The sequence below is a fragment of the Micromonospora okii genome, assembly GCF_020884795.1.
GTDB lineage: Bacteria > Actinomycetota > Actinomycetes > Mycobacteriales > Micromonosporaceae > Micromonospora > Micromonospora okii.
Map to the genome: position 1 here is coordinate 180162 of NZ_BBZF01000020.1, position 25749 is coordinate 205910.

Genomic DNA, 25749 nt, shown 5'->3' on the forward strand with positions numbered 1-25749 from the left:
TATACCGGAAGCGTTAACAGGGTGCCCTTCCTTACTCCTCGGCCGGCACGGCGACGGCCTCGCGCAGGAGGCGGCGGGCCAGGACGATCCGGTCCGCGTCGTCGTCGAGGCCCGGCAGGTCCCCGACCCGGGTCACCCCGCCGGTGAGCAGCGCCCGCAGCGCCGCCTCGCACTGGGCGGGCAGGGTGAGGGCGCGGTCGAACAGGCGCAGCGTCACCCGGCCGTCCCCGGTCGGGGTGAGCTGCCAGCGCAGCCCCGCGCGGAGGGTGAGCCGGGTGTCCGCGTCGACGGCGGCCAGCGCGGCGGCCTGGGCGAGCGGGCGGATCGGCGCGGGTCGGGCGGCGGGCCAGGCGCGGGCGCGCAGCCGCGCGGCGACGGCGGCCGGATCGGCGCGCAGCAACCAGTCCCGCAGCGCCTCGACCGTCTCGGTCAGCTCCGGTTCGATCGCGTCGGGGTCGGCCACGTCGGTGCCGAACGGCAGGCCGGCGCGCAGCCGGGCGTCGGAGGCCGCGAGGGCGAGCAGCTCCTCCACGATCGCGTACCGGGTCAGCGCCCGGACGCCCACGGTCAGGTGCAGCGAGCTGGCCTCCTGCGCCTGGGCGCTGTGCAGCCACCCGCGCGGCAGGTAGAGCGCGTCGCCGGGTTCGAGCACCACGTCGAGGGCGGCGGGCCCCTCGGCGGTGGCGGAGACCTCGTCGGCCCGGCCGCCCCAGGGCTGCTTCTCCAGCGGGTCGGGCAGCACCGGCGGGTGGATGCGCCAGCGCTTGCGCCCGTCGACCTGGAGGACGAAGACGTCGTGGGTGTCGTAGTGGGTGGCGAAGCCCTGGCTGCCGGCCGGGGTCAGGTAGGCGTTGACCTGCAACGGCTGGGCGAGGGCGAGGCCGAGGTCGCGGGCGAAGTCGACCAGGGCGGGCCAGGTGCGGTGCAGCCCCTGGAGCACCAGGGTCGCGCCGGAGGCGTACAGCTCCAGCACCCGCTCGTCGAGGACCTGGTCGCCGATCTCGGCGCCGGCGCCGCCGCCGCCGGTGTAGCGGGACGCCGGCACGAGCTGGCCGTCCTTGGCGACCCGCAGGAAGGGGGTACGCAGGCCGCGGCGGCTGAGCAGCTCGTCGGCGTCGGTGGGGCTGAGCAGGTCGGTGAAGCCCTCGGGGTTGGGCAGCTCGGCGGCGCGGGACAGCAGCGGGCCGCGCCCCCAGTGCGCGGCGGCGAACTTCCCGGGCTCGACGGCGACGCAGCGGGCGAGGGCGCGGGCGGCGGGGGACGGAGCCGCCGGGCGGCCGTTGCCGCCCGGCGGGTCGATGATCGTCATGTCGCTCCGTCAGGCGCTGCCGTCGGCGCCGCCGTCGTGCTGACCCGGCGTCGCCCCGCCGTCGGCCGGGCCTTCGGCGCTGCCGTCCGCCCCACCGTCGTGCTGACCGGGGGTGGCACCGCCGTCGGCCGGGCCCTCCGCGCTGCCGTCGGCGCCGCCGTCGTGCTGACCCGGCGTCGCGCCACCGTCGGCCGGGCCTTCGGCGCTGCCGTCCGCCCCACCGTCGTGCTGACCGGGGGTGGCACCGCCGTCGGCCGGGCCCTCCAGGTTGGCGCCGCCGCTGGTCTGGATGTCGTCGTCGTTGAGTGCCATTCGGTGCTCCCTCGGTAGTGCTGCCCCGCCGTACGGCGGGGTCCGTCATGCGGCCGTGGTACCCCCGCCCGATCTGCTCTAACCACCGTAGTGCGCAGGTCACGCCCACATCACAGGTTCCCGGTACGGGACGGCGACGGACAGCGGGGGCGGGCGGCGGGCGGCGGGCGACAGGCGGCGGTGCCAGGATGGGAGGGAACCGACCGTGGGGGGACGGATGAGCGCGACATCGGCGGCGGGCGCGTGATCCTCGTCGGCACCTCCGGCTGGCAGTACCGCGACTGGCGCGGCCGGTTCTACCCGGAGCGGCTGCCGCAGCGGCTCTGGTTGGAGCACTTCGCCGCCGGATTCGCCACGGTGGAGGTGAACAACGCCTTCTACCGGCTGCCGGAGCGGGAGACCTTCGCCACGTGGCGGGCCCGCACCCCCGACGACTTCTGCGTGGCGGTCAAGATGAGCCGCTACCTGACCCACGTCAAGCGGCTGCGCGACCCCGCCGAGCCGGTCGCCCGGTTCCTCGACCGGGCCACGGCGCTCGGCGACCGGCTCGGGCCGGTCCTCGTGCAGCTCCCGCCGAACCTGCCGGCCGACCCCGACACCCTCGACGCCACGCTGCGCCGCTTCCCCGCCGACGTGCGGGTCGCGGTGGAGCCCCGCCACCCGAGCTGGTGGAACGACGCGACCCGCCGGGTGCTGGAGCGCCGCCGGGCCGCGCTGGTCTGGGCCGACCGGCTCAGCCGGCCCGTCGCGCCGCTGTGGCGCACCACGGACTTCGGGTACCTGCGGCTGCACGAGGGCCGGGCCCGCCCGTGGCCCCGCTACGGCCGCGCCGCGCTCGCCGCCTGGGTGCGCCGGCTGACGCAGGCGTACGGGCCCGACGAGCCGGCGTACGTCTACTTCAACAACGACCCCGGCGGGGCGGCGATCGTCGACGCGGTCGCCTTCGCGGGGCTGGCCCACGCCGCCGGCCACGCCACGACCCGCGTCCCGCCGTCGTGACCGGGCCGGGCCCGCCGGCCCACGCCGGGCGGGCGCGGCGGGCGGGCGCGGCGGGCGGGCGCGGCGGGCGGGCGCGGCGGGCGGGCGCGGCGACCCACGTCTGGGCGGGCACGCCGGCCGGGCCGGCGCGGCGGTCGGTCAGGGAATCATGTGGACCAGGTCCTTCGGCATGGCGGACCGGACGTCCTCCCACTCCCCATGGGTGACGTGCCGACGCAGGGTGTCCAGCACGACTTGGACCACCCGCTCCGGGCCGCCCTCCACGTCGTACGGGAAGCCCTGGCGGACCTCGTAGAGAAAGTCGTCCCGGTTCAGCTTGATCGGCACGTCCGACGGCTGCCAGCCGTCGAAGTAGATCCCCCGCAGCAGCACGGGAAGCTGCGCGGAGAACTCGACGCTCTCCTGCACCGGCAACCGGTCGCGCAGCAGGTGCAACACCGTGCGCAGCGCCGCGTACGACTGGTTGCGCTGCTCCTTCGGCCAGCCGTACGCCGCCTCGATGTCCTTGAGGATCAGGTTGGTCTTGTCCAGCGAGGACTCGAACGCCGAGATCAACTGCTCAGCCATCTGGCCACCCCCGTAGCTCGTCGTGCCACCGTCGGTCGTCGTCGCGGCGCGGCGGCCCGGCCGGGCCCCGCCACTGCCCGGTGACGCTGACCCGACCGGGCCGCGCCACCGCGCGTCGGGGGCCGGCCGACCCGACCACGCGCAGCACGCCGCCACGCCGCCGAGCCGCCGTGTCCCGAACCGTCATCGCTTTCGCACCTTTCGTCCCGTGTGGGCCGTCGCGCCCGTCGTCCCCGCCGACCGGCCACGGACCACGGACACGCCCATGCTCTGCCGGGCGAGGATGACCCCGCCTCACCCGCTCCGGACGACTTCCGGCCGGAGCCCTAGGGGAACCCGGCCGGGAAGATCAGGGATGCGCCGGGGCCGGACGGACACCCCCGGGGGCCTCCGATCCCTACGCTGTACGGCGTGACACTCATCGCGACCGAGTCGCTGACGAAGACGTACGGGGGTGGGGTCACGGCGTTGGCCGACCTGACCGTCGCGGTCGAGCCGGGGATCATCGGGCTCGTCGGCGCCAACGGCGCCGGCAAGTCGACCCTGATCAAGATCCTGCTCGGCCTGCTCGCCCCGACCAGCGGCCGGGTCCGGGTGCTCGGCCTCGACCCCACCGCCGACTCCGCGCGGGTCCGCGCCCGGGTCGGCTACATGCCCGAGCACGACGCCCTGCCACCGGACCTCTCCGCCGCGGAGCTGGTCACCCACCTCGGCCAGATCAGCGGCCTGCCGCGTACGGTCGCCCGGGAGCGGGCCTCCGAGGCGCTGCGGCACGTCGGGCTCTACGAGGAGCGCTACCGCCCGGTCGGCGGCTACTCCACGGGCATGAAGCAGCGGGTCAAGCTCGCCCAGGCCCTCGTGCACGACCCCGACCTGCTGCTGCTGGACGAGCCGACCAACGGCCTCGACCCGGCCGGCCGGGACGCCATGCTGGCGCTGGTGCACCGCATCGGCACCGAGTTCGGCATCTCCGTGCTGGTCTGCTCGCACCTGCTCGGCGAGGTGGAACGGATCTGCGACACCCTCGTCGCCATCGACGGCGGGCGGCTGCTGCGCGCCGACCACATCTCCGCCATGACCTCCGCCACCGACGTGCTCGCCGTGGAGGTCAGCGAGGGCACGGAGGAGCTGGCCGCGCGGCTGGCCGCGCTCGACCTGCCGGTCCGCCGGGACGGGCGGCTGCTGCTCGTCGAGCTCGCCGACGACGCCACCTACGACCTGATCCTCGGCGCGGTCGCCGAACTGGACCTGCCGCTGCACCGGCTGGACCAGCGCCGGCACCGGGTGGCCGAACTCTTCGCCACGAGGGAGCCCAGTCATGCCTGAGCCGACCGGCGTCATCCACGACATCGGCTACCAGCGTTACACCGGCCCCCGACTGGGCCGCCGGGCCGTCTTCGGCGCGCTCTACCTGCACGGCCTGCGGACGGCGTTCGGGCTGGGGCGCAGCGCGAAAGCCAAGATCTTCCCCTGGCTGGTGCTCGGCATCGTCACGCTGGTCGCCGCCGCCGCCACCGCCGTGCGCAGCCAGATCGGCGAGGTGGTGATGACGTACGCCCAGTTCGCCGACAACATGAGCTGGCTGGTCATCTTCTTCGTCGCGGTGGTCGCGCCCGAACTGGTCTCCCGCGACCTGCGCAGCGGCGTGCTGCCGCTCTACTTCTCCCGGCCGCTGCCACGCTCGGACTACCCGCTGGCCAAGCTGCTGGCGCTGGCGACCGCGCTGTGGTTGCTGCTCGGGGGGCCGCAGCTCCTGATGTTCCTGGGCGCCGCCTTCACCGGCGGCGAGGGCATGGGCGGGGTCTGGGACGAGCTGCTCGACCTGCTGCCGGGCCTGCTCTACGCCGGGCTGTGGGCGGTGGTCTTCGCCTCGGTCGGGCTGCTGGTCGCCTCCCTCACCGGCAAGCGGGCGTTCGCGGCCGGCGGGATCGTGGCCGTGTTCCTGATGACCACGCCGATCGTCGGCGTCCTGTCCATCATGCCCTCCCGGGCGGTCAACGAGCTGGCCTTCCTCGCCTCGCCGTCGACGCTGGTGGGCGGCGTGGGCGGGTGGGCGCTCGGCGACCTGCTGGGGCCCCAGGCCCCGGTTCCGATCGGCGGCTTCGGTCCCGTCTACGCGGTCGCCGCCGTGCTCCTCGTGGCCGGCTGCGTCGCCCTGCTGCTGCTGCGATACCGGAAGGTGGCCGCCCGATGACCACGATCAGCGTCGACCAGGCGGCGGGGACACCGACCACCGTCACCAGCACCCTCGACCTCGCGGGCGTCTCCCGCTGGTACGGCAACGTGGTGGCGGTCAACGACGTCAGCATGAGCCTCGGCCCCGGCGTCACCGGGTTGCTCGGCCCGAACGGCGCGGGCAAGACGACGCTGCTGCACATGATGGCGGGCTTCCTGGCCCCGTCGCGCGGGGTGGTCACCCTCGACGGCCGGCCCACCTGGCGCAACCCGGAGGTCTACCGCCGGCTCGGCCTGGTCAGCGAGCGGGAGGCGGTGCACACCTTCCTCACCGCCTACGAGTTCGTGCTGGCCAGCGCGAAGCTGCACCGGCTGCCGGACCCGACGGCGGCGGCCCGCCGGGCGATCGCCCTGGTGGAGCTGGAGGGCGCGCAGGACCGCCGGATCGGCACGTACTCGAAGGGTATGCGCCAGCGCGCCCGGGTGGCCGCCGCGCTGGTGCACGAGCCGCAGGTGCTGCTGCTCGACGAGCCGTTCAACGGCATGGACCCGCGCCAGCGGCTGCACATGATGGAGCTGCTGCACCGCCTCGGCGACGCCGGCCGCACCATCCTGTTCAGCTCGCACATCCTGGAGGAGGTCGAGCAGGTCTCCGGCACCGTCCAGGTGATGGTCGCCGGCCGGCTGGCTGCCTCCGGCGACTTCCGCACCATCCGCCGGCTGATGACCAACCGGCCGCACGTCTTCACCGTGCACTCCACCGACGACCGGGCGCTCGCCGTGGCGCTGATGGCCGAGGCGTCGGTGACGGGTGTCGAGCTGGACCGCGCCGGGTTGACGGTGCGCGCCGGCGACTACGGCGCGTTCACCCGCGTCCTGCCGAAGATCGCCCTGCGGGAGGGCGTCCGGGTGCGCCAGCTGGTGCCCCAGGACGAGTCCCTGGAGAGCGTCTTCTCCTACCTGGTGGAGGCCTGAACCCATGTCTACCGTTTCCTGGATCACCCTGCGCGGGCTGTTCGGGCGTCGCCGGTTCCTCCTGCTGCTGCCGCTGCCCCTGCTGCTGGTGCTGCTGGCGGTGCTCTCCCGGTCGCTCGGGGTGGACGCGGACGACTGGGGCCCGCCGGTGCTGGTCGGGCTCGGCCTGGCCGTGGTGCTCCCGGTCGTCGCCCTGATCGTCGGCACCGGCGTGCTCGGCGCCGAGATCGACGACGGCACGGTCGTGCACATCCTGACCAAGCCGCTGCCGCGCTGGCAGATCGTGCTGCCCAAGCTGGCGGTGGCCGCCGGCGTCAGCGCGGTCACCGTCGCCGTGCCGCTCTTCGTCGCCGGCAGGCTGGCCGACTCCGTACGCCTCGGCCTGTCGCTCGCCGCCGCGTCGGCGGTCGGTGCGCTGGCGTACTCGGCGCTGTTCCTGGCGCTCAGCCTGCTGACCCGCCGGCCGGTGCTGCTCGGCCTGGTCTACGTGCTGATCTGGGAGGGGCTGCTCAGCAGCTTCGTCAGCGGCACCAGGGTGCTCTCCATCCAGCAGTACGTGATCGCCCTCGCCGACCGGCTCGCCCCCACGGAGCTGTTGCACGGCGACGTCTCGGTCCCGGTGGCGGCGGTGATGACCGCGCTGATCAGCGTGGGCTTCACCGTGCTGGCGGTGGACCGGCTCCGCTCGTTCAGCGTGGCCGGCGAAACGAGCTGACCGGCGGGCACGACCGGCCCTCAGCCCGTTGATCAAGAGGTTTGCGTCACCGGGGATCGCCCCACTGACGCAAACCTCTTGATCAACGCCCCGGCTCCGTGCGGGCGGCGTCGAGGCGGGCTGAGGCCAACCGCGCTGCATGTCGGCGACGTGGGGTGGTCCCGGGATGGGGGAAGGCGCGATGTCGCCGACATCGAGTCGATCAAGGGGGCAGGCCGACCTCAGGCGGTCAGGAGGGACTGGAGGCGCTGGCCGTTGCGCTGCGCGTAGTCCCGATAACAGTTGTCTAGAGCGCAGTTGGCGGTGTACAGAGGGCTGTTTTCCCAGGAGACGCCAGAGCGATCCTGCCAGGTTTATCGGCACTACTTGAGGGCTCCGTTATGGCTGGCCCGAGCCTGCGGCACCCGGTGACAGTCCAACCGCACGACGGTCTTGCCGAAGGGAACGGTGTCCTCGCCGACCCCGTCCTCCCACCACCCACGCTCCTCGTCCTCACGGGCCTGCTGCTCGCGGATTCCCTCCTCCGTCTCGAAGCGCAGGCGACGGAGTTCCGCCTCGGCAGTCGAGGCGCGGAGCTCAGCAGCCCGGACGTCCTGCTCCAGGCGAGCCACACTGATCCGGTGACTCGCCAGGGCAGCGATCATGGTAGCCGTGAGAAAAACCGGCATGCCTGCCTCAACGATCGCCTCTGGTGTGTCCCAGGCCGAGACGATGTCGCCGGCTCGCATGGTGACGAGGCCAGCGGCGATGAGGGTGGCGGCGAGGCGGGCGAACCGATAGATCGAGAGGTGGTGAGGGTGCATGGGGGTGATCAGCTCCGATCGGTCGTGCAGGAGGGGCGATCGGAGGTCGGGGGTTGCGGTCGCCCGTCCTCCTGCCGGGGCCCGGTGTGGTCACGGGGGCCGGCGCGTGCCCGCCGCAAGGGCTGGCGGGCGCGGGTGACTCAGGCGGGGCCGGGGTCGATGCAGGTGTGCTGGCTGGGCAGGGTGGATCGGGGGCGGGTGTGCCCGAGCCGGGCCACGGCGTGGTCGTCGCTGGCCTGTGCTGCGGTGGCGCCCGCCAGCTCGTGGGCGGGGTGGGCGGGCTGGTGCTGCCCTCGGGTGGCCTGCTCGCCGGCGGGGTGGCCGGAGGTGTCGGGGCATCCGGTGTCGGCGCGGGTGTCACCGTCCGGCTCGGGCAGCGCCTGGTCGACGGTGCCGAGGTCGCCCGGCTGCTCGGCGACGGGTCGCTCGTCGGCGTGCAGGGTGCCGCCGAGGCCGGTCCAGGCGGCGGCGGTGATGGCGCCGGCCAGGAGCCAGCGGCGGAGTCGAGTCGTGATGATGGCCAACACCTCCCCCAGGTGCTGTTGTGGCAGTCCCGTCAAGCAGACCGCCGGCAGGTCATACCGTCGCGCAGGGCGAGGCATGTAGCAAGCATGATCCGCGCCGTGCGAACAGCCATCGTCGTACACGAGTGCGAAAATTGCACGGGTGGCGACGGTGGATGTTCGGGCAGCTACGGAGATCGGTCTCTATTTGACCTGCTTGAGTGGATCTACCCGCCCGCAACGTCCACATAGTACAGAACCTCCCGATTCCCGGATCACGCGAAAGTGATTCATGCACCGGCATGAGTAGGCCGGCCACCCGAGATGAGTAGCCGGCCTACTTGCAGCTTGGGCTCAGTGTGCGTCGCGGCGCACCCGAGCAAACGGGTTCTACGCCCGGCACCGGTGGTCCGCCAGCAGGCGCGGCTAGTGCCAGCGCAGGCCTGACCCCGGATGCGCGACCGCCCCCGGCCGGCGTGGTCGGGGGCGGTGCTCTGCGCGGGGGTCAGCGGCGGCGGCGTAGCAGGTTCATCAGCCGGCGCCCGGGGCGGTGTCGTTTCCCGCTGCCGCCGCAGGCGTGGCAGTCTCGCCAGTGCTGCCCGTCCGGGCCCATGTGGATGCCGCCGCCCTCGCAGCGGGTGCACCGGCCGTACGGCCAGATCAGGCACTCGGCGACGTAGAGGGCGGCGAGTCCGAGAATGACCAGCGCGACCGTGCCGGTGCCGGGCGGTAGAGGGTCGAGCGACAGGATGGGCATGGGGGCCTCCAGGCGGGGGTTTCGGGGGGTTGGGTGAGCCTGCCCGGAAACCCCTCTACGGGGGCCTACAGCGCAGGTCGTGACGCCCTACCCCTCTACCTACGCGGGTAGAGGGCGGGTCTACTTTCGGCCCGGTCCGGCCCGCCGGTAGAGGGCGGGTCGAACCGGGGCATTGCGGGCAGGCCGTAGAGGGGTGGGGTCTACGGCTGGCTGAGGAAGTCCACCGGCAGAGCACCGAGAAGGTCCGACTTGTACCAGCCGTTCAGGTTGACGGTCCCGATCTTCACCTGGGTCGTCGAACGCTTCACCCCGGCGGTCGCCAGCTCGGCCGCCAACTGGTCCGGCGCGTACGAGCCGTACGTCTCCTCGTCGACGTTGACGAGGCCGGCGAGCACGTCGCGGGTGTGCATCCGGTCGCTGTGCCGCATCACGTCCAGGACGTCGGCGAGGATGCGCGGCACCCGGTAGCCGGCGTCGTCGGCGGCCTCCAGCACGTCCGAGGCGGCGTCGCCCTCCAGCGTGCCGGCGGCCTGCCGCAGCTCACGCCCCCGCTGGCCGATTTCCAGAAACGCGGGCATGTCGATGTAGTCGCAGCGCACCGTCACATACGAGCCAGGGCCGGTGAGCAGCACGCCGACGCCCTTGTGGTACTCCTCCAGCACCGACGCGTCGGCGCCCATCGCGGCCTTGCCCTTGCCGAGCACCATGTCTGAGCTGGGCTTGTCGGTGACCTGGGTGCAGAACCGGTAGTCAATGACCTCCCGCAGCTTGGTGGGCACCGACTCGGCGTCGGGCCGCTGCGAGGCGAAGTTGGGGATGTAGCCGGCGGCCCGGCCGCGCCGCACAATCCGCGCCATCCGGTTGACCGCCTCCTCGCGGTCCTCCTTGTCCATCGCGGTCAGGAACTCCTGCAACTCGTCGATGGTGACCATGGTGACGGGCAGCTTGTACTTGGCGCTGATGTGCGGGGTGAGCTTGCCGTCCGGGCAGATCGACGGCGGCAGCGACCCGAGGATCGCGAACCGGCGCTCCATGTCGGCGAGGATCTCGCCCAGCATGTCGAGGAACGCCTCCAGGGCGTCCGGTTCGGCGCCGAGGACCAGGCGGTAGGCGACGGCCCGCATCGCCCGCCAGTCCGCGCCGCCCTTGCCGTCGGCGACCATGTGCCGCACCGACGGGTCGAGCATCCCGGCGGCGGACGGGATGCGCTGCGCCGACGACTTGCCCCGGCCCGGTAGCCCGCCGAAGAACAGGGAGTGCTCCAGCAGGGACAACTCGATGCGCTCGCCGCGGGCGTCGCGGCCGAACGGGATCGGGTCCCAGATGCTCCACTGGTCGGCCTTGGCCAGCGGCGACGGCGTGTTCGGGCCGAGGTACGGGTCGTCGTCGGCGACCCAGATGTTCAGCCGGCCGGCGTGACCGCCGGAGTTGGCGCGGACCCGACCCATCAGGACCTGAATCTCGTCGACGCCCAGCTCGGCGGCGAGGACGTCCCGCTTGGCGATGGCGTCGGCGGCGGTCTTGCCCCCACCGCGGGGCATGTCGACCACGGCGGCCCAGCCCCGGCCGTCACGCATGATGGGCGCGACCCGCCGCAACTCCACCTCGCCCTTGAGCAGGCCCGCCGCCCGGAACGCCTCGTTGAGGATCTGCATGTTCAGGTCCTGGGTGGCGTTGGGGTGGGGCGAGTCGAGGATCGGGGTCTCGGTCCTGCCCTTCCAGCCGGCGGCCGTGGCGCTCGCGGTGAGCACCGCACCCAGCGTGTACAGCACTTCGGGGCCCACCGCGAGGGTCATCACGCCGAGGACCACGCCGCTGCCGGCGGTGCTGTATCCGAGCCGCTTGGCGCGCCGGATGGCCACCTTCCCGCGCTCCAGGGTGTTGTCGCGGACGTCGGTCCACTGGCCGCGCAGGGTGGCGTCCTCGATGACCTTCGCGTACTCACCGGCGGTGATCCACCGGCCGAAGCGGTACGCGCCCCGGCCCGCGCCGCGCACGGTGCGCACGACGATCCGCACCCCGTACTTCGGGCAGCGCCAGAGGTGCCACCGGGAGCGGTAGGAGGCGCGGCGGCTGACGGCGCGGACCTGGCCGACGAAGGCGTGCCGGGACTTCGCCCAGTCGGGCAGCACCGGACCCCACTCGCCGTCGGGCGTCTGGGCGTAGACGTCGCCCTCGACGACGTCGGGCTTGGCGGGCACTGCCGTTGGCGCGGTGGGGGCCGGGGTGACGGCGGGCTGCCGGGGGAACGGGAGCACCTCCCCCAGAGGTGCTGCGGTGTCGGTCATGCTGCTCTCCTCGCGAGCTTGTCCTCACGTGCTGGGTGCGGGGCCCGGCCAGCCCGGTCGGGCCCCGCGCGGGTGGGTCGGGTCAGCGGCGGTACCAGGGGACGTTCTTCTCGGCGTCGATGACGGCGGAGTTCGCGGCCAGGTATTCGTCGTTCACGTCGCGGGTCCTGCTGGTGACCTCGGCCAGGTGCTCCCGGGCGGCCTTGTGCTTCTCGATCGCGGCCTTCTTCTCCGCCTTCTTGTCCTTGCCCATGTCGGTCTCCTGTCGCTGGTGGTGCTGGTCTGCCGGTCCGGTCGGGCCGGCTCCGCGCGGGCACCCGGTGATGGGCGGGTGCCCGACGGGGCCGGTCAGAGCGGGGTGGAGCTGATGACGGCGACGGTGCTGCTGGTGTTGATCGGCTCGCACGGGTCGCAGGTCAGGTAGGTGCGGCTGCCGCCGCCGGTGCGGGTCTCGGTGACGCGGCGGGTGGCCTTGGCGCCGCAGCGGGAGCACTTCATCGGTGGGTGTCCTTTCGTCGGAGGTGCGGGGACGGTCAGCGCAGCGTCTTCTCGTGGCGGTAAAGCTGGTCAACCAGCGCCGTGGACGCCTTCCACCGGCGCGCGGTCAGCGCCTCACGCATCCGCCGGCGGAACTCCCGCAGGCTCGGCGGGTCCTCGTCGCGCTCGGCGGCGGTGTACACCTCGGCGGCGAGCAACTGGAGGGCCTTGTCGTCGGGCGTGCCGCAGTTGTCGTCCGCCCGTGCCGCACCCGTGCCGTCAGGCGTGCCACCAGCGGTGATGGCCGGAACAGCCAGCGAGTCGAGCAGCCCGCGGATGTCGTCGTCGGAGATCAGACCGAACGACGGCAGCTCACCGGCCGGCACGGTGTCGGCCGTGTCGGCGGCGCGGTCCAGCAAGGCCGCTTCGTAGGCCCGGCGGGCGGTGTCGACCTCGGCGTGGGCCTTGACGCGGGAGCGGTACTCCCGGGCCATGTGCTCCGCGCCGACGGCCTCACCGACCGCCTTCACCTCGTCGACGGCACGCGCTACCGCCACGGCGTCGCGGCCACGGGACCGCACCAGGTCGACCTTGCGTTGAGCGTCGGCGGTGATCCGCACGCCGGCCGTGGACAAGGCCATCTGCAAGGTCAGCTTGCCGAGCACGGGGATGACCGCGCCGATGACGGCGATGGGGACGGTCGTGGCGGTCAGGCCGTGGACGAGCACGGCGGCGACGGACACGGCCAGCAGTACCCAGCCGAGGATGGTGGGGGTGCGAGAGGCGGACGCGGACCGGCGGTGGGCCCGCTCGTGCAGCATCGCGGACACCCACACGAGGTCGAACAGGGCTCCGGCGCTGTACGCCACCCATGCGGGGGCCTGGGTGGCGAGCAGGCCGCCGACAGCCACGAGGGTCCAGGCGACGGCGAGCGCGGTCAGGGCGGCGGGTAGACCCCACAGGATGCCGGCCTGCACGGCGTTGACGGGGTTCGTGCGGGCGGTCATCGGGTCAGCTCCCGGGGCCGGGCCGGGACCGGCCGGGCCTGGACCGGCACCGGGGCGGGCTGCGGTCGGGCGTCCAGCCGCTCGCCGCGCTCGATCAGCGCCAGGGACAGGGCGGCGATCAGCCACGGCAGCAGGCCGGCGGCCTCCAGCGCGGTGCCCGGGTCACCCGGCGGCAGGTGGATCGCGGTCTCCCACGTGGCGGTGAAGAGGGCGGCGCCGGCGGCGTGGCCGGCGATGTTCTTGGCGTTCATCAGGACTCCAGGGAGATCGGGACGCACATGCCGGCCGCGCCGATGCGGTCGCCGCAGGGCTGCGTCACGTGGTTGGTGTAGGCGGCCAGGCCGGCGAGCAGCGCGCACGCGGCGACGGTCAGCCGGACCCAGCGGTCGATGCGGGTACCCATCGCGGGCACCTCCAGACGTGAGAGGTGGGGCAGGGGGAAGCGGAGGGGATGCGCCGGGCCGGTCAGAGGGGCTGGCCGGTCAGGGCCTGCCACGTGGCGGCGACGGTCGACGGCACGTCGGCGCGCACGGCGGCGGGCAGCTCGTCCACCGGCAGCCACACCGCCCCGTCGACCTCGGCGAGCTGCGCGACGGTCGGCGCGGTGCTGTCGGCGGTGGCGATGTACAGCAGGTCGATGTGGTGGTGCGCCGGCTCGCCCTTGTGCGGCTTCGGTGGCGCGGGGAACTCCGCGACCATGAACGGCGTCGGGTGCACCCGACGGGCACCGGGCACCACGAACCCGCCCGGGGTCCACACGGTGGCGACGACACCCGTCTCCTCGCGCACCTCGCGGATCGCGGCCTCGTCGCCGGTCTCGTCCGGGTCGACGTGCCCGCCCGGGAACTGGCGCAGCCCGGACGCCTTGTGGTCGACGAGCAGCACTCGGCGGGCGGCCGTGTCGATGACGACGGCGGACGCGGTGTGGTGGCGGCTGTGCGACGACACAGCACCGGGCAGCGGGCCGGGGCGGGCGTCGGGGATGATGTTGGGCACGGGTCGACTCCTGTCGTGTCAGGGCTCGATTCGAGGCCCCTGCCAGCGCCGGAATCGCTGGTCAGGGGCCGCCTCGTTTCCGGGGCCGATGCCGACTGTAGTGGGTGGCTTGTCAGGGCGTCAAGGTACCCACTACAGTCACGTTTGCAAGGGCACCCCTTACGATCACGAGGTGGAGAATCCGTTGGCCGACATCGACGACATCGAACAGATCACCGACCCCGCCGAGCGCGCCCGGCAGGCGGGTGAGCGGCTCGCGGCGATCCCGACGTGGCAGGAGCGGCTGCGGAAGATCAGGCAGGCGGCCGTGGTCGAGATGAAGAGCGGCGGCATGAGCTACGCCGAGATCGGCCGCAAGCTCGATCTGCACCGCAACCGCATCCAGCAGATCCTGGAAGGGCGCTCCGCCGGCGGCAAGGGCGGGAAGGCGGGGGCCGCCGAGTAGCCCGCTGAGCACGACGAAGCGCCCTCACTGCCATGCGGCAGTGGGGGCGCTGTCGTTGGGTGCGATCGGCTGTAGTGGGGGGCTTGTCAAAATGCCAAGGTACCCACTACACTTGAGGCACGGGCAGGGAGCATCGACCAAGGGAGACGGGCATGGCGACCACCATCTACTGCGAGACCTGCGGCAAGACCGGCGCGACCGAGGTCGTCCCCCCGTCCGGCGGCACCGCCGAGATGTGCGGGCCGTGCATCCGCTACGACCGCCGCCAGGCCGCCATCGACGCCCGCTGGGCCGAGCTGGCCGACCTCACCGACGACCAGGCCGCCCTCGCCCTGGCCGCCTGACACGCCCCGGGGGTCGGCCACCCGGCCGGCCCCACCCCCACCCCCGCCGAGAGGAACCCGCCATGCGGCCCACGGCCACCGTCACCGTCCCCACCGAGCCCGCCGCGTATGCCCGCTGGCTCACCGGCCGAATGCACGCCGTCGCCCACCTGATCAGCCGGGACGAGAGGGTCGACCTGGACAACGACACCCGCGCCGGCCTGGTCGAGGCAGCCCGGGCGCTGCTCGCCGCGGTGGACGCCTGACCCCCGACGCACGAACGGCCCCGACCCCCACCAGGGGGCCGGGGCCGTAGCACATCCGGGCCGTGATCAGGCGTCCGTCCACAGCCCGCCCGCCATCCACAGGCAGCCCGCCGCCTGGTTGCCCCGGCCAGCCCGCGCCGGGCACGCTCACATGGTCGGCGCGGCCACTCCGACCGGCACCGGCCACACCTGCGGGCGGTGGGGTGCCAGGACCAGCAGGCCACCGGCAGTCCGGGCCCGGACACGCAGACGCCCCCGCCCCGGCCGTCAGGCCAGAGCGGGGGCGCTGTTCGCTCTCCTCCGAATCCGTGTAGACGCGTCTACATTCTTTGTGTAGACTCGTCTACATGAGCGAGCGGCAGATCACCCGGGACATCGCCCGATACAGCGAGCAGGACCAGCCGATGCACCGCTGGGCGATGACCATCGACGGCGAGACCGTCTCCGAGCTGTGGGTGGCCGTCGAGACCGGCGAGATCATGCAGGTCGAGACCCCCGACGAGCACCAGGGCAACGGGTACGCCACCGCGCTCTACCGGCAGGCCGCCCGCGAGATCGCCGTCTTCCACGCGCCCGAGTCGCACCGCACCTACGAGGGTGACCGCTTCGCCCGCTCAGTCGGCGGCGACGCGCTGCCCTGCCTGCACGGCTGCTGCGACGACACCCCCGACTTCGACGAGGAGTGACCATGACCGACGACCTCGCCGCCTGGGCCGGACCGGCCTGGGCCGAGCTGACCGATGAGCAGCGTGAGCAGCTCGCCGCCGCCGCCCGAGACATCGCCGAGCGGTACCCGGACCCCGACGACCAGGGCGAGCGCGACGCCGCCCTGTCCGCCGCCGTGCAGTACCTGCTGGGAGAGACGACGCCGGAGGACGCCCAGCGGGCCCTGGTGAACGCGCGGCAGCGGGAGCGGGAGGCGTACGTGGCCGCCGTCCACGTGGCCGTCATGGCGCACCGCTTGGACGGCGTGCCGAAGGCCACCGCCGCCCGCCGCGCCGGCATCGACCGGATGACCTTGCTCAAGGCCCTGGGCGAGCGGTGAGCCGAGGGGAAGCGATGAGCCAGGAAGAGTGGCTCGCCCAACTGCGCCGCGCCAGCCTTGCGGTCACCGCAGCCACCAGCGCCAGCGACGCGGCGTTCGCCGGGCTCGACGCGGCGATCCGGGCGGCGAGGCAGGCCGGTCGCACGGTGACCCACCTGGTCAACGTCAGCGGCCTGAGCAAGGCGCGCGTCGACGAGGCGATCGCGGCCGTCGGCGCGGGCGGGGAAGAGGTGCCGGGCAGCGACACCGACCTGCGGGTCGCCGCCTACACCGCAGCCGCTGCCGACGCCGATTACCTGGCCCGGCGGGCCCGCCGGGACGCGCTGATGCTGCAAGCCGGCCTGATGTCGGGGCTGCGGTTCACCGAGATCGCCAGCGCGGCTGGCGTGTCCCGCCGGTACGAGTGGCAGCTACGCACCGGCCGCCTCGACGTTGACCGGCGCTCGGCCCGGCAGGACGTGTTCGGCGGCGCGGGCATGGAGGCGTACCGGGCCACCGAGAACGCGACCCTCAGGGAGCGACGCAGGGCGGTGCGGGCCGGGGCCGACGTGCGGATCAAGCACGGCCGGCACGGCTACCGGCACGGGTGCCGGTGCGAGGTGTGCGTGGCGGCCCGGCGCGCGGTGCAGGAAGGTGCCGTGGAGGTGAGTCACGGGCTGACCGGCTACCGCGACGGCTGCCGGTGCGAGGTGTGCGCCCCTGCCCCCGCCAGGTACCACCGGGAGTGGCGTCGCCGCCGGAAGGGCACCTCAGCGGGCTGACCCCGGACACGACGAAGCGGCCCCCGCCGCCCGACCTCGAACCGAGGTAGGCGACGGGGGCCGCAGTCTGTGAAGAGGGCCTACGCCCCGCTGGCCGTGATCGGCGGCCGGTCGGCCTTCGGGGTCACCTGCTCGCGGGTCAGCAGCGCCAGCACGCCCACCACCGCCACCTGCACGGCGCCGACGGTCTCCTGCGACACCTCTAGGCCGTACGCGGCCACCAGCACGGCCACGGCGGTGACGAGGCCGGTGAACGCCGCCGGCGCGACCGGGCGCACCGCCACGGCGTTGACGGCCGTGGTCACGGCGGTCAGCACGGCCACGATCGCCGCCGCCTGCGTCGCGGACAGACCGGGCAGCCCGAACGTGACGAACACGCCCAGCAGCGCGGAGATGGCCTGGATGACGAGGGTGGGCTCACGCCCGAAGAGCTTCACGGTGCCTCCTGGGTACGGTCGTTGGATGGCAGGTCTCCCGCAGGTGCGCGAGTCGGCCTGGCTGTACGCGCCGGGCGATCCCCACGTGCCCCTCGCCCACGTGCGGCTGGAGGAGCGCATGGATGGGTCCGGCTGGGACATCTACGTGGCGGACCCGGCGACCGGGCCCACGCAGCACGTGCGCTGGCCGGACGAGGCCGGGGCCCGAGCCGAGCTGGAGCGGGTGTACGCCGCTGGCCGGGCCGACGGGCAGTGGCGGATCTGGCGACCGGAGGGGTGACTACGGGCGGCGGCCGTTGATGGTGCCGCCCGGGTCGGCGAGGACCATCGTGCGCAGCCGGTCCAGCTCGGCGGTCGGCGACAGGATCGCGGCCCGCCACGACCGCAGCGTCGCCACGGCGGCGTCGATCTCGCCGGTCAGCTCCCGCATCTGACGGCGCGTCTCGGCCGCCTCGTTGCGGGCGGCGAGGGCCTCCCGCTCCGCTTCCGCCGTCCTCTCTTGCAGCTCGTTGACCTGCTTCAGGGCGGAGTCGGTGAGCAGGGCGACCGCGTCCGCTCTGGTCTTGGGTCGGCCCATCACCCCGGTGATGAGCGTGCCGACCACGCCGGCCAGGCCCCCGCCCCCGACCGCCGCCGCCAGCAGCGCCCAGATGTTCCCGCTCACCCCGCTCACCCCGTGTCTCCCGCCTGCCTCAGCACCCGCATGCCCTGCCACACCTGCCAGCCCCGCCACACCGACGCCGCCGCCCAGGCCGCGCAGAACCCGGCGGCGAACCCGACCGCGCCCGATCCGGTGGACAGCAGCGCCAGCCCGTACAGCAGCGGGGCCGCCGCCTGCCCGTGCATCGCCGCCAGCTCCAGCACCAGCGCCCGGTAGGCGTCGGGCAGGGCGATCGACACGAGGCCGATCACCCCGGAGCCGAGCAGCAGCAGGTACCAGGTCCACAGCACCCACGGGGCGACAAGCTGCTCCAGGCTCGTCGGCGGCCGGGCACCGGCCACGAACAGCACGCCGACGAGCGCGGACAGGACCAGGAACATGACCTCGTGGGGGCGGTGCCTGCCGGTGACGACGATCGTCGCCACCCGGCTATCCCTGCGCCGGTGCGCTGGCGCCGATCCGGGCGGCCAGCTCGTCGACGACCCGCCCGGCCAGGTCGGCCGGGATCGCTGCGGCGATGGCCTCCGGCGTCAGCCCGGCCAGCACCCCGGCGACGATCGCCGGCTCGTCGACCAGGTCCTGCCCGGCCAACCGGGCCAGCTCGGCGCGGACCGCGGCGACCTGGGCGTTGGTCGCCCGTCCGGTCTCGGCGATCGTCTGCAGGGTGTAGCCCAGCGACCAGGACTTGTTGCCCTGGCTGGCCTTGGCCGGGTCGCCGTAGTCGGAGTTGGCGTGCGGCGGCCGGGCCGCCGGCACCCGGTCGGCGGCGACCACGGCCGGGCCGACCTCCTCGCGGATGACCCGGCGCAGGTCGTCGATGCTCGCCATGATGTCCTCGCTCTCGATGAGGCCGATGCTGGTCAGGTAGCGGCGGAACAGCGGCGACTGGTCGCGCCCCGCCTTGATCGCGTCGCGGAAGTAGCTGATGTGCGTGTGCGCCAGGTGGGAGCGGTCGCCCGACGAGCGCCGGCCGAGCCGGTCCCACCGGCGGACCGTGCGCCCGTCCGGCGAGTAGATGACCTCCCGGATGTCCCGGGTGTCGGCCGCTCCCTTGGCGCACTCGCCGGCCAGCCACCGGGAGAAGTGCCGCAGGTCGTACACCTGCCCGGCGCGGGCGACCCGGAACTGGCCGATGTCCAGGGCGGCGGCGTCGTCGGTCAGGCCGGTCCGGTCCCGGCTCGACTCCCGCACCGAGTAGTCGTCGCCGTCGACCCGGTCGGAGCCGCAGTGGTAGCCGCCGCGGTGAGCCGGGTCGCCCACGATGCCGACCGCCACCGGAACCAGGCCGTGCGGCCCGAGGTGGTCAAGCAGCAGCCGGCGCGGGGCCAGCAGGGACTCGGGGGCGCGGGTCACGGCGTCACCGGCCCGGGGTTGCCCGGCTCGTCGCCGCGCAGCTCCGACAGCGGCGGAACCAGCGTTATCGGCCCCGGCGGCAGCGCGTACTTCAGGCGCATCATCTCGTCGGGCACCTGGTCGATCACCCTCGGCGGGTTCTCGAAGGTCGCGCAGATCCAGTAGTTGTGGCTGAGCCAGACCGGGTCGCCACCCGGCCCCCAGTGGACCTGGGTGGCGGTGGTGTAGGTGTCGGTGACCACCGTTTGCAGCCAGGTGGTGATTTCGTCGATGTTCTCGCCGTCGAAGAACTTCATCTGGCATGCGGGGATGACGGTGACGGGTTCCACGGGCACTCCTCAGAGCGAGTAGGTCGCGAACATCCTGATGTTGGACTGGGCGGGGATGGCGATCGTGGTTGAGCGCAGGAGGACCGTCCCGTCTGGGTTGATCAGCCCCTCGCCGTGGTTGGTGCCGCTGCCCCAGGCAAGCCCTCCGGTGATGGCCGGTGGGCGGGTTCCGACCGGCAGGGTGGCGCACAGGGTGTCGACGATGTTGGGGGCGATGCCGCCGGAGCCCGCCGCGATGTTGCTCTCCGACCGGACGTACAGCCACACCGAGCACGTGCCGGACGACGGGCGCAGCCGGGCGAGGAAGTCGAGCAACGTGAAAGCGCTCGGTACGACCAAGCCGGTGAGTACGTCCTGGTAGTACGAGCCGTTGAGCCGGGCCGGGGTGATGCGCATCCCGGACTGCATGAGCACGGCCAAGGGGTGCCTCCTCTCAGATCAGGTCAGAGCGCGACGATGGCCGGGAACCAGACGTCCACCTCGGTCCCGACGAGCCAGGACCGGCGGATGCCGTTGACGCCGCGGGCGGTGATGATGGCGGTCTGCGGACTGCTGGTGCCGCTGATCGCCGACACGGTGACCCGCTCCTCGCCGACCCGCAGGTCCAGCGGGAAGTCCTCGGCGGCGGTGGTCCACGGCCCGTTCTCCGCCGTGCTGGCCAGGCTGAGGGTCATCGCGCTGGCGGCCAGGGGCGCGGCGAGCGTCGACCCATCGGCGGCCACCCGGTCCTCGCCGTCGACGAGCGCCACCCGCCACGGCGCGTTGGGGCTCGTGTTGATGGTGACCGTCCACGCGTACCGGTCGAGCTGCTCGGTGTAGCCCTCGATCTGCTGGTCGATGACGCCGTCCACGGACAGCTCGGGCGGCACGCCGGTCACGGTGAGGCGGGCGCCGAGCGGGTCGCGGGCCAGCCACGCTGGCAACGCCGCTGCCGTCTGCTCGCGGCCCCAGTTCAGGGTGAGCACCGGGTAGCGCATCTGCTCGACGGTGCCGAGGTGCACCCGCCAGGACGCCTGGTCTCCGGCGTCGGCGTCGGTAGCGACGTTGACCGACGTCGACTGCTCATACCGGCCGTACTCGGCCACGTGCGCCTCGTCGGACACCTGCACGCCACCGGCGCCGCCCGGACGCGACACGGTCCAGTCGTTGCGGACGGACCGGTCGTCGCTCGTCGGGGCGAGCCCCGGGGCGAGCTGGGAGTAGACCAGCCCGATGTCGACCGGGCGGTTGTACCGGTCCACCCGCCGCAGGTAGGCCAGCCGCCCATCCAGGGACTCGTACAGCATCCCCCCGTCGGCGGCCTCCACCTCCCGGGCCAGGTCCAGCAGCCCGCCGACCGGCTGCGGGCCCATCGCCGTCTCCGCGGTGCCGACCGGCACCAGCGGCACGGCCTGGTCGGCGGCGAGCCGCTCCAGCCGGGCGCCCGCATCCTCGCCCGCGTACCCGGCCGCCGCCCACGCCGTCGAGGTGGGCAGCGAGGGGCGCACGGTCGCCCCGAGGTGCGCGTAGGTGGTGCCCTGCACCCCGGCGGGCAGCAGCGTCACCGCCGTCATCTGCCCGACGATCGTGCCAGCGATCCCGCCGGTGGGCGACGCGGTCCAGGTCAGATCGCCGACCGCGTGCACCCGTAGCCCGAGCTGGAGGAAGCTGACGAGGCCGGGCCGGGTCAGCGTCACCTGCACGCCCACCCACCCGGTGGTGGGATCGGCCCCGTCCGGCCACGGCATGCTCGTCGTGCCGACCTGGTCGCCGTCGAGGTACGCGGTGGCCTTCAGGGTCGTCTTGCTAGCCCGGACGGTGATCTTGTCGACCTGGGGGCTGCTGACGGTGACCGTCATCAGGTCCGCCTCGACGTCGAGCTGCGGCGACGTCACGTAGACCATGACCGTCGCCACGGTCGTGTCGCCGACGATGAAGACTCCGCCGCCCACCGGCATGGCGATCCGCGCCGTGGTCGAGTCGAGGCGGACCGCCGACGCCGACCCGGGTAGGCCATTAGCGTCCGCCCCGAAGGTCAGCGGCCCGGCCGCCCGCGCGGCGGGCTGAGGCTGCGACTGGCGGCCGTACACGGCCGGGTAGGTGGTGCCGGCCCCGTCCTCCAGCGGGCAGTAGGCGAGCAGCCCCATGCTGCTCATCTGCCGCAGCAGCGGGCTGCGCACGGCCGAGCCCTGCGCGAGCCGGCGCGTGATGCCGGAGGCGACCACGTCGACCTCGTACGTGTCGACGCCCCGGTCAGCGAGCCGGGGCTCGATCTCCGAGGCGAACCCCGTGTGCCGCGTCCACCACTGCCCGAGCACGCTGACCTGCACCCGCAGCGGGCAGCCCAGCCGCCAGCCCGGGTACTCCGGGCTGGCCGGGTTGCGCGGCAGCCATCGGCCAGCCGGGCTCTTGAGCGTGAGCGCGCAGCTCGACGGGGAGGTGGTGCCGCCCTCGTCCGAGCGGCCCCGGGTGATGCGGATACCGGCCCGCACCCACCGGGTGATGTCCTGCCACACCCACGTTGCCGGGTCGGCGGTGAGGCTCGCCCCGGGCGCGATCTGCACCCGGAAGGTCAAGGGGAAGACGCTCACGGCTCACCACCTCGGGGCAAGAGTGTCTTGGGCGCTGCCGCCACCAAGACGGATGATCTTTTGCACGCCGCGCAGCACGCCGGTGCCCTCGATGACCACCGTGTGCCGGTGCTCGATGACCTGCCGGACCACCGTGCCGCCCGCCGTCGCGCCGACACCGGGGACGACCGTCTCCGGGCCCCGCTCGGCGAAGCTGTAGCTGTTGCCGCTGGCCAGGCCGACTCCGACGACCGGCTCCGCGATCACCCCGCCGTTCTGCATGGCGATGTGGACGTGGTTCCGGTGCGCCTCCATCAGCGCGTTGTTGAAGCTGCCCTTGTTGACGCCCCGGGTATACGCGTAGTCCCGGCTGGCCGTCCGGTGGATCAGCTCCAGCGGCCGGCGTGCGGCCAGGAACTTCGCCAAGCCGTCCTGGTTGTAGCCCATCCAGTCGACCGCGCGCCCGCTGCCGTGCCACAGCGGATCGCCCGGCCGGTATCCGTTGCCGAAGCTCCCGGACATCGGGCCGGTGCCCCGGATCAGGGCGGCGATGCTCCGCCAGATCCCCGAATCGCCCCTCTGCGCCGACGGGGACGACGGCCACGCCCCGAAGTCGGGCATCACCGCGCTGGCCACCTCCGCCAAGGAGGGGATGCGGGTCCGCTTCGCGGTCGTCGGGTACGGCCACTTCACCCGCCCGCCGTCCGCGTACCCACCGTCGTCGTGCGCGTGCCGGAGTTGGCCGGTCGCGTTCATCTCGTCCAGCAGGCCCGGATACGTCGCCTCGATGCGGCGCCGAGACTCCTTCTTGATGACGAACTCGTCGGCGTGCACGGTGCCCGCCGGCTGATACTTCTCGCCCGGCCCGGTCCAGCCGCCGGAGTGGTAGTCCCGCCCCTGCACCGGCCCCTGAAAGTTCGCCGGGATCGTGCCCTTCTTCAGCGCCTGCTGGTACGTCGACAGCCGCTTGAGTCGGTCCAGGGCCACCGGGTAGCCGACGATGTCGATCAGCGCCTTGTAGCGGCCGTCGAACGCGTCCGCCTTGGCCTTCGCGTCCTTGAGCTGCTTGTCCGCCTTCGTCACGCCCGGCGCGGACACCGCCGCCTTGTAGTCGCCGTCGTACTCCTCGGCGGACTCCTTCGCGTCCCGGAACTGGCGCTCGACGTCCTTGATCTCCCGCTCGGTCAGCCCGGCCGCCTCCAGCGTCGCCCTCAGCGCGGGCGTCATCCGCCCGTCGAAGGTGCCGCTGAGCTCGCCGGCCGCGCCCTGCAAGGTGATCGCCGCCAGCGCCAACTTCCGGCTGGCCTCGCGCGCCTCGTCGCTGTTGCGGCCGTGCTCCTTGACCGCCTTCGCAGCCTCCCGCTGCGCCTCGGCAAGCTTCTGCTGGGCGTCTAGCAGCCCCCACACGGGGTCGACCTCGGCCTTCATCTTCTCGGACAGGTCGACCAGGGCGTCCCGCTGGCCGCGAGCAGCGGCAGCAGCCGCGTCGGATGCGGTCTTGTACTCCTTGGTGGCGCCGGTCAGCGAGCTGGTCGGCGACACCGCCTCGGCAGCAGCCGCACCCGCTGTCTCCAACGCAGCCGCGTACGCCGGGAACTGCTTGCGCAGCTCCTCGACGGTCACGCGGGACTTCGCGGCCTCAGCGGCGAGCCGATCGAAGGCGGCCTGAGCGTCCTCGGTCTTCCCCCCAGACACGAGTTGCGCCAGCGCCTGATCCATCGCCTGCACCCGCTCCCGGGTGCGGGTCAGGCTGGTGTTCGTCGAATCCAAGCCGGGCACGACGCCTTCGAGCAGGTCCTGTCCCCACCTCGCAAATTTCCTGCGGTCGTTGTCGGTGTCGGCCAGGAACTTCAGGCCGACGCTGAGGTCCTTCATGTCGGAGCCGAGCACACGCGCGGACTCGCCCGCGAGCTGTCCCGACGCGCCCCACGTCGCCAGGCCCTGCGCCATCGCGTCGACCTGCGGGTTCAGCTCGCCCGCGATCTTGCTGACGATCGCCCCGGTGACCTGGAGGGCAGCGAACGCCATCGTGGCCCGGCCCGCCCACTTCGAAGCCGCCTCCAGGCCGCGGGCAGCCCGAGTGCCAGCGGGCCCTGTCGCGGCCAGCTCCTCGCGGAAGTCCGCGTTGGCCCGCCGTGCCTTGACCCACCCGGCCCCGAGCAGGGTCGTCGCCCCGCCCAGCGCGGCCATCACCACCAGCGTGCTGCCCACCGCCGGCGGCAGGGCCGACAGCTCGCCGACGAGACTGTCGAGGGTCTGCACCAGCACCCGCACCCCGCTGTTGGGCCCGGACGCCGACTCGATCGCCAGGGTCTCCAGGGAGCCTTTCAGCCGCTCGATGTCCCCGGCCAGGTTGTCCGTGCGCATCGCTGCGGTTTCGGAGGCGTACCCGGCGTCGTTGACCTTGTCGATCCACGCCTGGACGCCCTCAGCGCCCTGCTCGTAGAGGATCGACGCGCCCCGCACCGCGTCAGCGCCGAAGATCGTCGCCATGGCGTTGGCCCGCACCTCAGGGGTCAGCGACTGCATCTTCGCCCGCAGCTCACCGGCGAACTGGGCGAGCCCCTTGGCGTTGCCGGAGGCGTCGTACAGCGAGATGCCCAGGTCGTCCATCAGGGCCTTGGTGGAGCCCGACGGTGCCTGGAGCATCAGCAGCATCTGCTTGAAGCTCGTACCAGCGTCGGAGCCGGTGAGACCCGCCGACGCGAACGCCGCCAGGCCGCCGGTGGTCTCCTCGATGCTGAGGCCGGTCTGCGCGGCCACGAGGCCGGCCTGGTTGAGGGCCATGCCCATGTCGTGGACGCTGCCCTGGGCCTTGCCAGCAGCGGCGGCGAGCAGGTCGGCGACGTGCGGAACGTCGGCCCCGGACAGCTTGAACTGGGTCAGCGCGCTCGCGGCAACCTCAGCGGATTCGGCCACGCTCAGACCGCCGGCGGCGGCTAGGTCCAGCGCCCCGCGCAGGCCGCCCGTCAGGATCGCCGTCGTCGAGACACTGGCCTTGGCCAGCTCCTCGATGCCCTGCGCCGCCTCGGTGGCGCTGAACGAGGTGTCCTTGCCCGCTTGGAGAGCGGCCTCCCGCAGCCGCTCCATGTCCGCCGAGCTGGCCTTCGTCGCCGCCTGCACAGCGCTCATCTGGCGGTCGAAGTCCATCGCGAACTTCGCGGCCAGCCCGGCGGTGCCGAGCAGGCCCACGCCCATCATCGCCGCCTGATCGGCGACCTGGTCCAGCCGGCCAGCCCGCGCCGCCTTGTCCATCTCCGCCGTGAACGCCCTGGTGGCGGTACCCGCCTGCCGGAGCCCGGCCATGTACCCGCCGACCTCGGCCGTCAGCTTCACGCCGACCGTGCGCAGCGCCACTACCCCTCACCCCCGACCATTCGGACGTGCCACAGCCGGGCACCGCCGACGATGTCCCGCGTTTCCGCAGCCTTCTGCGCCTCCAGCAGTGCGAGCCGCGCTCGGCACACCAGCCGCTCGGCAACGAACTGCGGGCCGCCCTCTTCCGGGCTGGTCACATCGGCGTATCGCTGGCCGCAGCCGCACGGGCACCGCTGCGCCCGGTAGTGCCCGAGCGCGAGGATCTCGGCCCGGTCCTGCTCCGTCCACTCCGGCTCCCGCACCGTGACGGACCGCGCCACCCGGCCACGCCGGTCGTAGTAGTAGCGGGTCGACTCCGCCGGCTCACGTCCGTCCAACC

At 73.2% G+C, this 25749-nt stretch carries 34 protein-coding genes; 12 read left to right on the forward strand and 22 right to left on the reverse strand.

Annotated elements, in window-relative coordinates; genetic code table 11:
* Positions 1–31: 31 nt before the first annotated feature.
* Positions 32–1309 carry a cupin domain-containing protein gene (locus tag LPU43_RS19380; protein ID WP_229401879.1) on the reverse strand — a complete coding sequence of 426 codons (1278 nt, stop codon included), beginning with the start codon at positions 1307–1309 and terminating at the stop codon, positions 32–34.
* Between the two features lie 9 nt (positions 1310–1318).
* Entirely contained in the window at positions 1319–1621 is a 303-nt protein-coding gene (locus LPU43_RS19385; protein WP_229401880.1) for a hypothetical protein, read from the reverse strand.
* Positions 1622–1864: 243 nt separating this feature from the next.
* Between LPU43_RS19385 and LPU43_RS19390 the strand changes: the two genes are divergently transcribed.
* Positions 1865–2620 carry a DUF72 domain-containing protein gene (locus LPU43_RS19390; RefSeq protein ID WP_229401881.1) on the forward strand — a complete coding sequence of 252 codons (756 nt, stop codon included), beginning with the start codon at positions 1865–1867 and terminating at the stop codon, positions 2618–2620.
* A gap of 138 nt (positions 2621–2758) precedes the next feature.
* Here LPU43_RS19390 and LPU43_RS19395 read toward each other — a convergent pair whose 3' ends face one another.
* Entirely contained in the window at positions 2759–3187 is a 429-nt protein-coding gene (locus LPU43_RS19395; protein WP_229401882.1) for a DUF2267 domain-containing protein, read from the reverse strand.
* Positions 3188–3598: 411 nt separating this feature from the next.
* Between LPU43_RS19395 and LPU43_RS19400 the strand changes: the two genes are divergently transcribed.
* The 4 genes from LPU43_RS19400 to LPU43_RS19415 are packed head-to-tail and all read left to right on the forward strand — an operon-like array spanning position 3599 to position 7052.
* Entirely contained in the window at positions 3599–4513 is a 915-nt protein-coding gene (locus LPU43_RS19400) for an ABC transporter ATP-binding protein (RefSeq protein ID WP_229401883.1), read from the forward strand.
* Complete coding sequence (locus LPU43_RS19405) at positions 4506–5381, forward strand: ABC transporter permease (protein ID WP_229401884.1); 876 nt, start codon at positions 4506–4508, stop codon at positions 5379–5381. Before LPU43_RS19400 ends, LPU43_RS19405 begins: the two co-directional genes overlap by 8 nt.
* A complete protein-coding gene (locus LPU43_RS19410) occupies positions 5378–6337 on the forward strand; it encodes an ABC transporter ATP-binding protein (RefSeq protein ID WP_229401885.1) in 960 nt (319 codons plus the stop codon). The genes LPU43_RS19405 and LPU43_RS19410 overlap by 4 nt, the downstream gene beginning before the upstream one ends.
* Before the next feature lie 4 nt (positions 6338–6341).
* On the forward strand, positions 6342–7052 hold the full coding sequence (locus LPU43_RS19415; RefSeq protein ID WP_229401886.1) for an ABC transporter permease: 711 nt from the start codon (positions 6342–6344) through the stop codon (positions 7050–7052).
* A 362-nt stretch (positions 7053–7414) separates the two neighbouring features.
* Here the strand turns inward: LPU43_RS19415 and LPU43_RS19420 are convergent, their stop codons facing one another.
* From LPU43_RS19420 to LPU43_RS19465, 10 genes are all read right to left on the reverse strand, one after another.
* On the reverse strand, positions 7415–7855 hold the full coding sequence (locus tag LPU43_RS19420) for a hypothetical protein (RefSeq protein ID WP_229401887.1): 441 nt from the start codon (positions 7853–7855) through the stop codon (positions 7415–7417).
* Between the two features lie 140 nt (positions 7856–7995).
* Positions 7996–8382, reverse strand: coding sequence for a hypothetical protein (locus LPU43_RS19425; RefSeq protein ID WP_229401888.1), 387 nt, complete (start codon positions 8380–8382; stop codon positions 7996–7998).
* A gap of 481 nt (positions 8383–8863) precedes the next feature.
* The gene (locus LPU43_RS19430) at positions 8864–9115 is read right to left on the reverse strand and encodes a hypothetical protein (protein WP_229401889.1); all 252 of its coding nucleotides are present in this window, start codon (positions 9113–9115) and stop codon (positions 8864–8866) included.
* Between the two features lie 200 nt (positions 9116–9315).
* Positions 9316–11403, reverse strand: coding sequence for a P-loop NTPase family protein (locus tag LPU43_RS19435; RefSeq protein ID WP_229401890.1), 2088 nt, complete (start codon positions 11401–11403; stop codon positions 9316–9318).
* An 82-nt stretch (positions 11404–11485) separates the two neighbouring features.
* Positions 11486–11656, reverse strand: coding sequence for a hypothetical protein (locus tag LPU43_RS19440; protein ID WP_229401891.1), 171 nt, complete (start codon positions 11654–11656; stop codon positions 11486–11488).
* A gap of 95 nt (positions 11657–11751) precedes the next feature.
* Positions 11752–11901, reverse strand: coding sequence for a hypothetical protein (locus tag LPU43_RS19445; RefSeq protein ID WP_229401892.1), 150 nt, complete (start codon positions 11899–11901; stop codon positions 11752–11754).
* 35 nt (positions 11902–11936) lie between these two features.
* Positions 11937–12887 carry a hypothetical protein gene (locus LPU43_RS19450; protein WP_229401893.1) on the reverse strand — a complete coding sequence of 317 codons (951 nt, stop codon included), beginning with the start codon at positions 12885–12887 and terminating at the stop codon, positions 11937–11939.
* Entirely contained in the window at positions 12884–13138 is a 255-nt protein-coding gene (locus tag LPU43_RS19455) for a hypothetical protein (RefSeq protein ID WP_229401894.1), read from the reverse strand. The genes LPU43_RS19450 and LPU43_RS19455 overlap by 4 nt, the downstream gene beginning before the upstream one ends.
* Positions 13138–13290, reverse strand: a complete 153-nt coding sequence (locus LPU43_RS19460; RefSeq protein WP_229401895.1) for a hypothetical protein — start codon at positions 13288–13290, stop codon at positions 13138–13140. Before LPU43_RS19460 ends, LPU43_RS19455 begins: the two co-directional genes overlap by 1 nt.
* Before the next feature lie 62 nt (positions 13291–13352).
* The gene (locus LPU43_RS19465; protein ID WP_229401896.1) at positions 13353–13883 is read right to left on the reverse strand and encodes an NUDIX hydrolase; all 531 of its coding nucleotides are present in this window, start codon (positions 13881–13883) and stop codon (positions 13353–13355) included.
* A 172-nt stretch (positions 13884–14055) separates the two neighbouring features.
* Here LPU43_RS19465 and LPU43_RS19470 point away from each other — a divergent pair, with 172 nt between their 5' ends.
* The 6 genes from LPU43_RS19470 to LPU43_RS19495 all read left to right on the forward strand — a co-directional run bounded on the left by LPU43_RS19470 (position 14056) and on the right by LPU43_RS19495 (position 16723).
* Positions 14056–14328 (forward strand): hypothetical protein, encoded by a 273-nt coding sequence (locus LPU43_RS19470; RefSeq protein ID WP_229401897.1) that lies wholly within the window; start codon positions 14056–14058, stop codon positions 14326–14328.
* 152 nt (positions 14329–14480) lie between these two features.
* Positions 14481–14672, forward strand: a complete 192-nt coding sequence (locus LPU43_RS19475) for a hypothetical protein (protein ID WP_229401898.1) — start codon at positions 14481–14483, stop codon at positions 14670–14672.
* Positions 14673–14734: 62 nt separating this feature from the next.
* Positions 14735–14917 (forward strand): hypothetical protein, encoded by a 183-nt coding sequence (locus tag LPU43_RS19480; protein ID WP_229401899.1) that lies wholly within the window; start codon positions 14735–14737, stop codon positions 14915–14917.
* 347 nt (positions 14918–15264) lie between these two features.
* Positions 15265–15603 (forward strand): GNAT family N-acetyltransferase, encoded by a 339-nt coding sequence (locus LPU43_RS19485; RefSeq protein ID WP_229401900.1) that lies wholly within the window; start codon positions 15265–15267, stop codon positions 15601–15603.
* Positions 15604–15605: 2 nt separating this feature from the next.
* Positions 15606–15962, forward strand: coding sequence for a hypothetical protein (locus tag LPU43_RS19490; RefSeq protein WP_229401901.1), 357 nt, complete (start codon positions 15606–15608; stop codon positions 15960–15962).
* A 14-nt stretch (positions 15963–15976) separates the two neighbouring features.
* Positions 15977–16723, forward strand: coding sequence for a hypothetical protein (locus LPU43_RS19495; RefSeq protein WP_229401902.1), 747 nt, complete (start codon positions 15977–15979; stop codon positions 16721–16723).
* Between the two features lie 80 nt (positions 16724–16803).
* Here the strand turns inward: LPU43_RS19495 and LPU43_RS19500 are convergent, their stop codons facing one another.
* The gene (locus LPU43_RS19500; RefSeq protein ID WP_229401903.1) at positions 16804–17160 is read right to left on the reverse strand and encodes a hypothetical protein; all 357 of its coding nucleotides are present in this window, start codon (positions 17158–17160) and stop codon (positions 16804–16806) included.
* A 25-nt stretch (positions 17161–17185) separates the two neighbouring features.
* On the opposite strand from LPU43_RS19500, the gene LPU43_RS19505 reads away from it, so the two are divergent.
* Complete coding sequence (locus LPU43_RS19505; protein ID WP_229402018.1) at positions 17186–17440, forward strand: hypothetical protein; 255 nt, start codon at positions 17186–17188, stop codon at positions 17438–17440.
* Here the strand turns inward: LPU43_RS19505 and LPU43_RS19510 are convergent, their stop codons facing one another.
* The 8 genes from LPU43_RS19510 to LPU43_RS19545 are packed head-to-tail and all read right to left on the reverse strand — an operon-like array spanning position 17441 to position 25747.
* The gene (locus tag LPU43_RS19510; RefSeq protein WP_229401904.1) at positions 17441–17824 is read right to left on the reverse strand and encodes a hypothetical protein; all 384 of its coding nucleotides are present in this window, start codon (positions 17822–17824) and stop codon (positions 17441–17443) included.
* 5 nt (positions 17825–17829) lie between these two features.
* Positions 17830–18246 (reverse strand): hypothetical protein, encoded by a 417-nt coding sequence (locus tag LPU43_RS19515; RefSeq protein ID WP_229401905.1) that lies wholly within the window; start codon positions 18244–18246, stop codon positions 17830–17832.
* Positions 18247–18250: 4 nt separating this feature from the next.
* Positions 18251–19174 (reverse strand): hypothetical protein, encoded by a 924-nt coding sequence (locus tag LPU43_RS19520; protein ID WP_229401906.1) that lies wholly within the window; start codon positions 19172–19174, stop codon positions 18251–18253.
* Positions 19171–19503 (reverse strand): hypothetical protein, encoded by a 333-nt coding sequence (locus tag LPU43_RS19525; RefSeq protein ID WP_229401907.1) that lies wholly within the window; start codon positions 19501–19503, stop codon positions 19171–19173. Before LPU43_RS19525 ends, LPU43_RS19520 begins: the two co-directional genes overlap by 4 nt.
* A gap of 9 nt (positions 19504–19512) precedes the next feature.
* Entirely contained in the window at positions 19513–19923 is a 411-nt protein-coding gene (locus LPU43_RS19530; RefSeq protein ID WP_229401908.1) for a hypothetical protein, read from the reverse strand.
* A 23-nt stretch (positions 19924–19946) separates the two neighbouring features.
* On the reverse strand, positions 19947–22073 hold the full coding sequence (locus tag LPU43_RS19535; protein WP_229401909.1) for a hypothetical protein: 2127 nt from the start codon (positions 22071–22073) through the stop codon (positions 19947–19949).
* A 3-nt stretch (positions 22074–22076) separates the two neighbouring features.
* Positions 22077–25409, reverse strand: a complete 3333-nt coding sequence (locus LPU43_RS19540) for a phage tail tape measure protein (protein WP_229401910.1) — start codon at positions 25407–25409, stop codon at positions 22077–22079.
* Positions 25409–25747: a hypothetical protein gene (locus LPU43_RS19545; protein ID WP_229401911.1), complete on the reverse strand. Its 339-nt coding sequence runs from the start codon at positions 25745–25747 to the stop codon at positions 25409–25411. The genes LPU43_RS19540 and LPU43_RS19545 overlap by 1 nt, the downstream gene beginning before the upstream one ends.
* Positions 25748–25749: the final 2 nt, after the last annotated feature.

What these genes read in the sequence shown, in the direction of transcription:
- LPU43_RS19450 (WP_229401893.1), bottom strand. Translation starts at nt 12,887, where the DNA reads ATGACCGCCCGCACGAACCCCGTCAACGCCGTGCAGGCCGGCATCCTG.
- LPU43_RS19455 (WP_229401894.1), bottom strand. Translation starts at nt 13,138, where the DNA reads ATGAACGCCAAGAACATCGCCGGCCACGCCGCCGGCGCCGCCCTCTTC.
- LPU43_RS19410 (WP_229401885.1), top strand. Translation starts at nt 5,378, where the DNA reads ATGACCACGATCAGCGTCGACCAGGCGGCGGGGACACCGACCACCGTC.
- LPU43_RS19505 (WP_229402018.1), top strand. Translation starts at nt 17,186, where the DNA reads ATGGCAGGTCTCCCGCAGGTGCGCGAGTCGGCCTGGCTGTACGCGCCG.
- LPU43_RS19405 (WP_229401884.1), top strand. Translation starts at nt 4,506, where the DNA reads ATGCCTGAGCCGACCGGCGTCATCCACGACATCGGCTACCAGCGTTAC.
- LPU43_RS19430 (WP_229401889.1), bottom strand. Translation starts at nt 9,115, where the DNA reads ATGCCCATCCTGTCGCTCGACCCTCTACCGCCCGGCACCGGCACGGTC.
- LPU43_RS19495 (WP_229401902.1), top strand. Translation starts at nt 15,977, where the DNA reads ATGAGCCAGGAAGAGTGGCTCGCCCAACTGCGCCGCGCCAGCCTTGCG.
- LPU43_RS19485 (WP_229401900.1), top strand. Translation starts at nt 15,265, where the DNA reads ATGAGCGAGCGGCAGATCACCCGGGACATCGCCCGATACAGCGAGCAG.
- LPU43_RS19460 (WP_229401895.1), bottom strand. Translation starts at nt 13,290, where the DNA reads ATGGGTACCCGCATCGACCGCTGGGTCCGGCTGACCGTCGCCGCGTGC.
- LPU43_RS19420 (WP_229401887.1), bottom strand. Translation starts at nt 7,855, where the DNA reads ATGCACCCTCACCACCTCTCGATCTATCGGTTCGCCCGCCTCGCCGCC.
- LPU43_RS19445 (WP_229401892.1), bottom strand. Translation starts at nt 11,901, where the DNA reads ATGAAGTGCTCCCGCTGCGGCGCCAAGGCCACCCGCCGCGTCACCGAG.
- LPU43_RS19395 (WP_229401882.1), bottom strand. Translation starts at nt 3,187, where the DNA reads ATGGCTGAGCAGTTGATCTCGGCGTTCGAGTCCTCGCTGGACAAGACC.
- LPU43_RS19385 (WP_229401880.1), bottom strand. Translation starts at nt 1,621, where the DNA reads ATGGCACTCAACGACGACGACATCCAGACCAGCGGCGGCGCCAACCTG.
- LPU43_RS19480 (WP_229401899.1), top strand. Translation starts at nt 14,735, where the DNA reads ATGCGGCCCACGGCCACCGTCACCGTCCCCACCGAGCCCGCCGCGTAT.
- LPU43_RS19380 (WP_229401879.1), bottom strand. Translation starts at nt 1,309, where the DNA reads ATGACGATCATCGACCCGCCGGGCGGCAACGGCCGCCCGGCGGCTCCG.
- LPU43_RS19415 (WP_229401886.1), top strand. Translation starts at nt 6,342, where the DNA reads ATGTCTACCGTTTCCTGGATCACCCTGCGCGGGCTGTTCGGGCGTCGC.
- LPU43_RS19435 (WP_229401890.1), bottom strand. Translation starts at nt 11,403, where the DNA reads ATGACCGACACCGCAGCACCTCTGGGGGAGGTGCTCCCGTTCCCCCGG.
- LPU43_RS19490 (WP_229401901.1), top strand. Translation starts at nt 15,606, where the DNA reads ATGACCGACGACCTCGCCGCCTGGGCCGGACCGGCCTGGGCCGAGCTG.
- LPU43_RS19475 (WP_229401898.1), top strand. Translation starts at nt 14,481, where the DNA reads ATGGCGACCACCATCTACTGCGAGACCTGCGGCAAGACCGGCGCGACC.
- LPU43_RS19440 (WP_229401891.1), bottom strand. Translation starts at nt 11,656, where the DNA reads ATGGGCAAGGACAAGAAGGCGGAGAAGAAGGCCGCGATCGAGAAGCAC.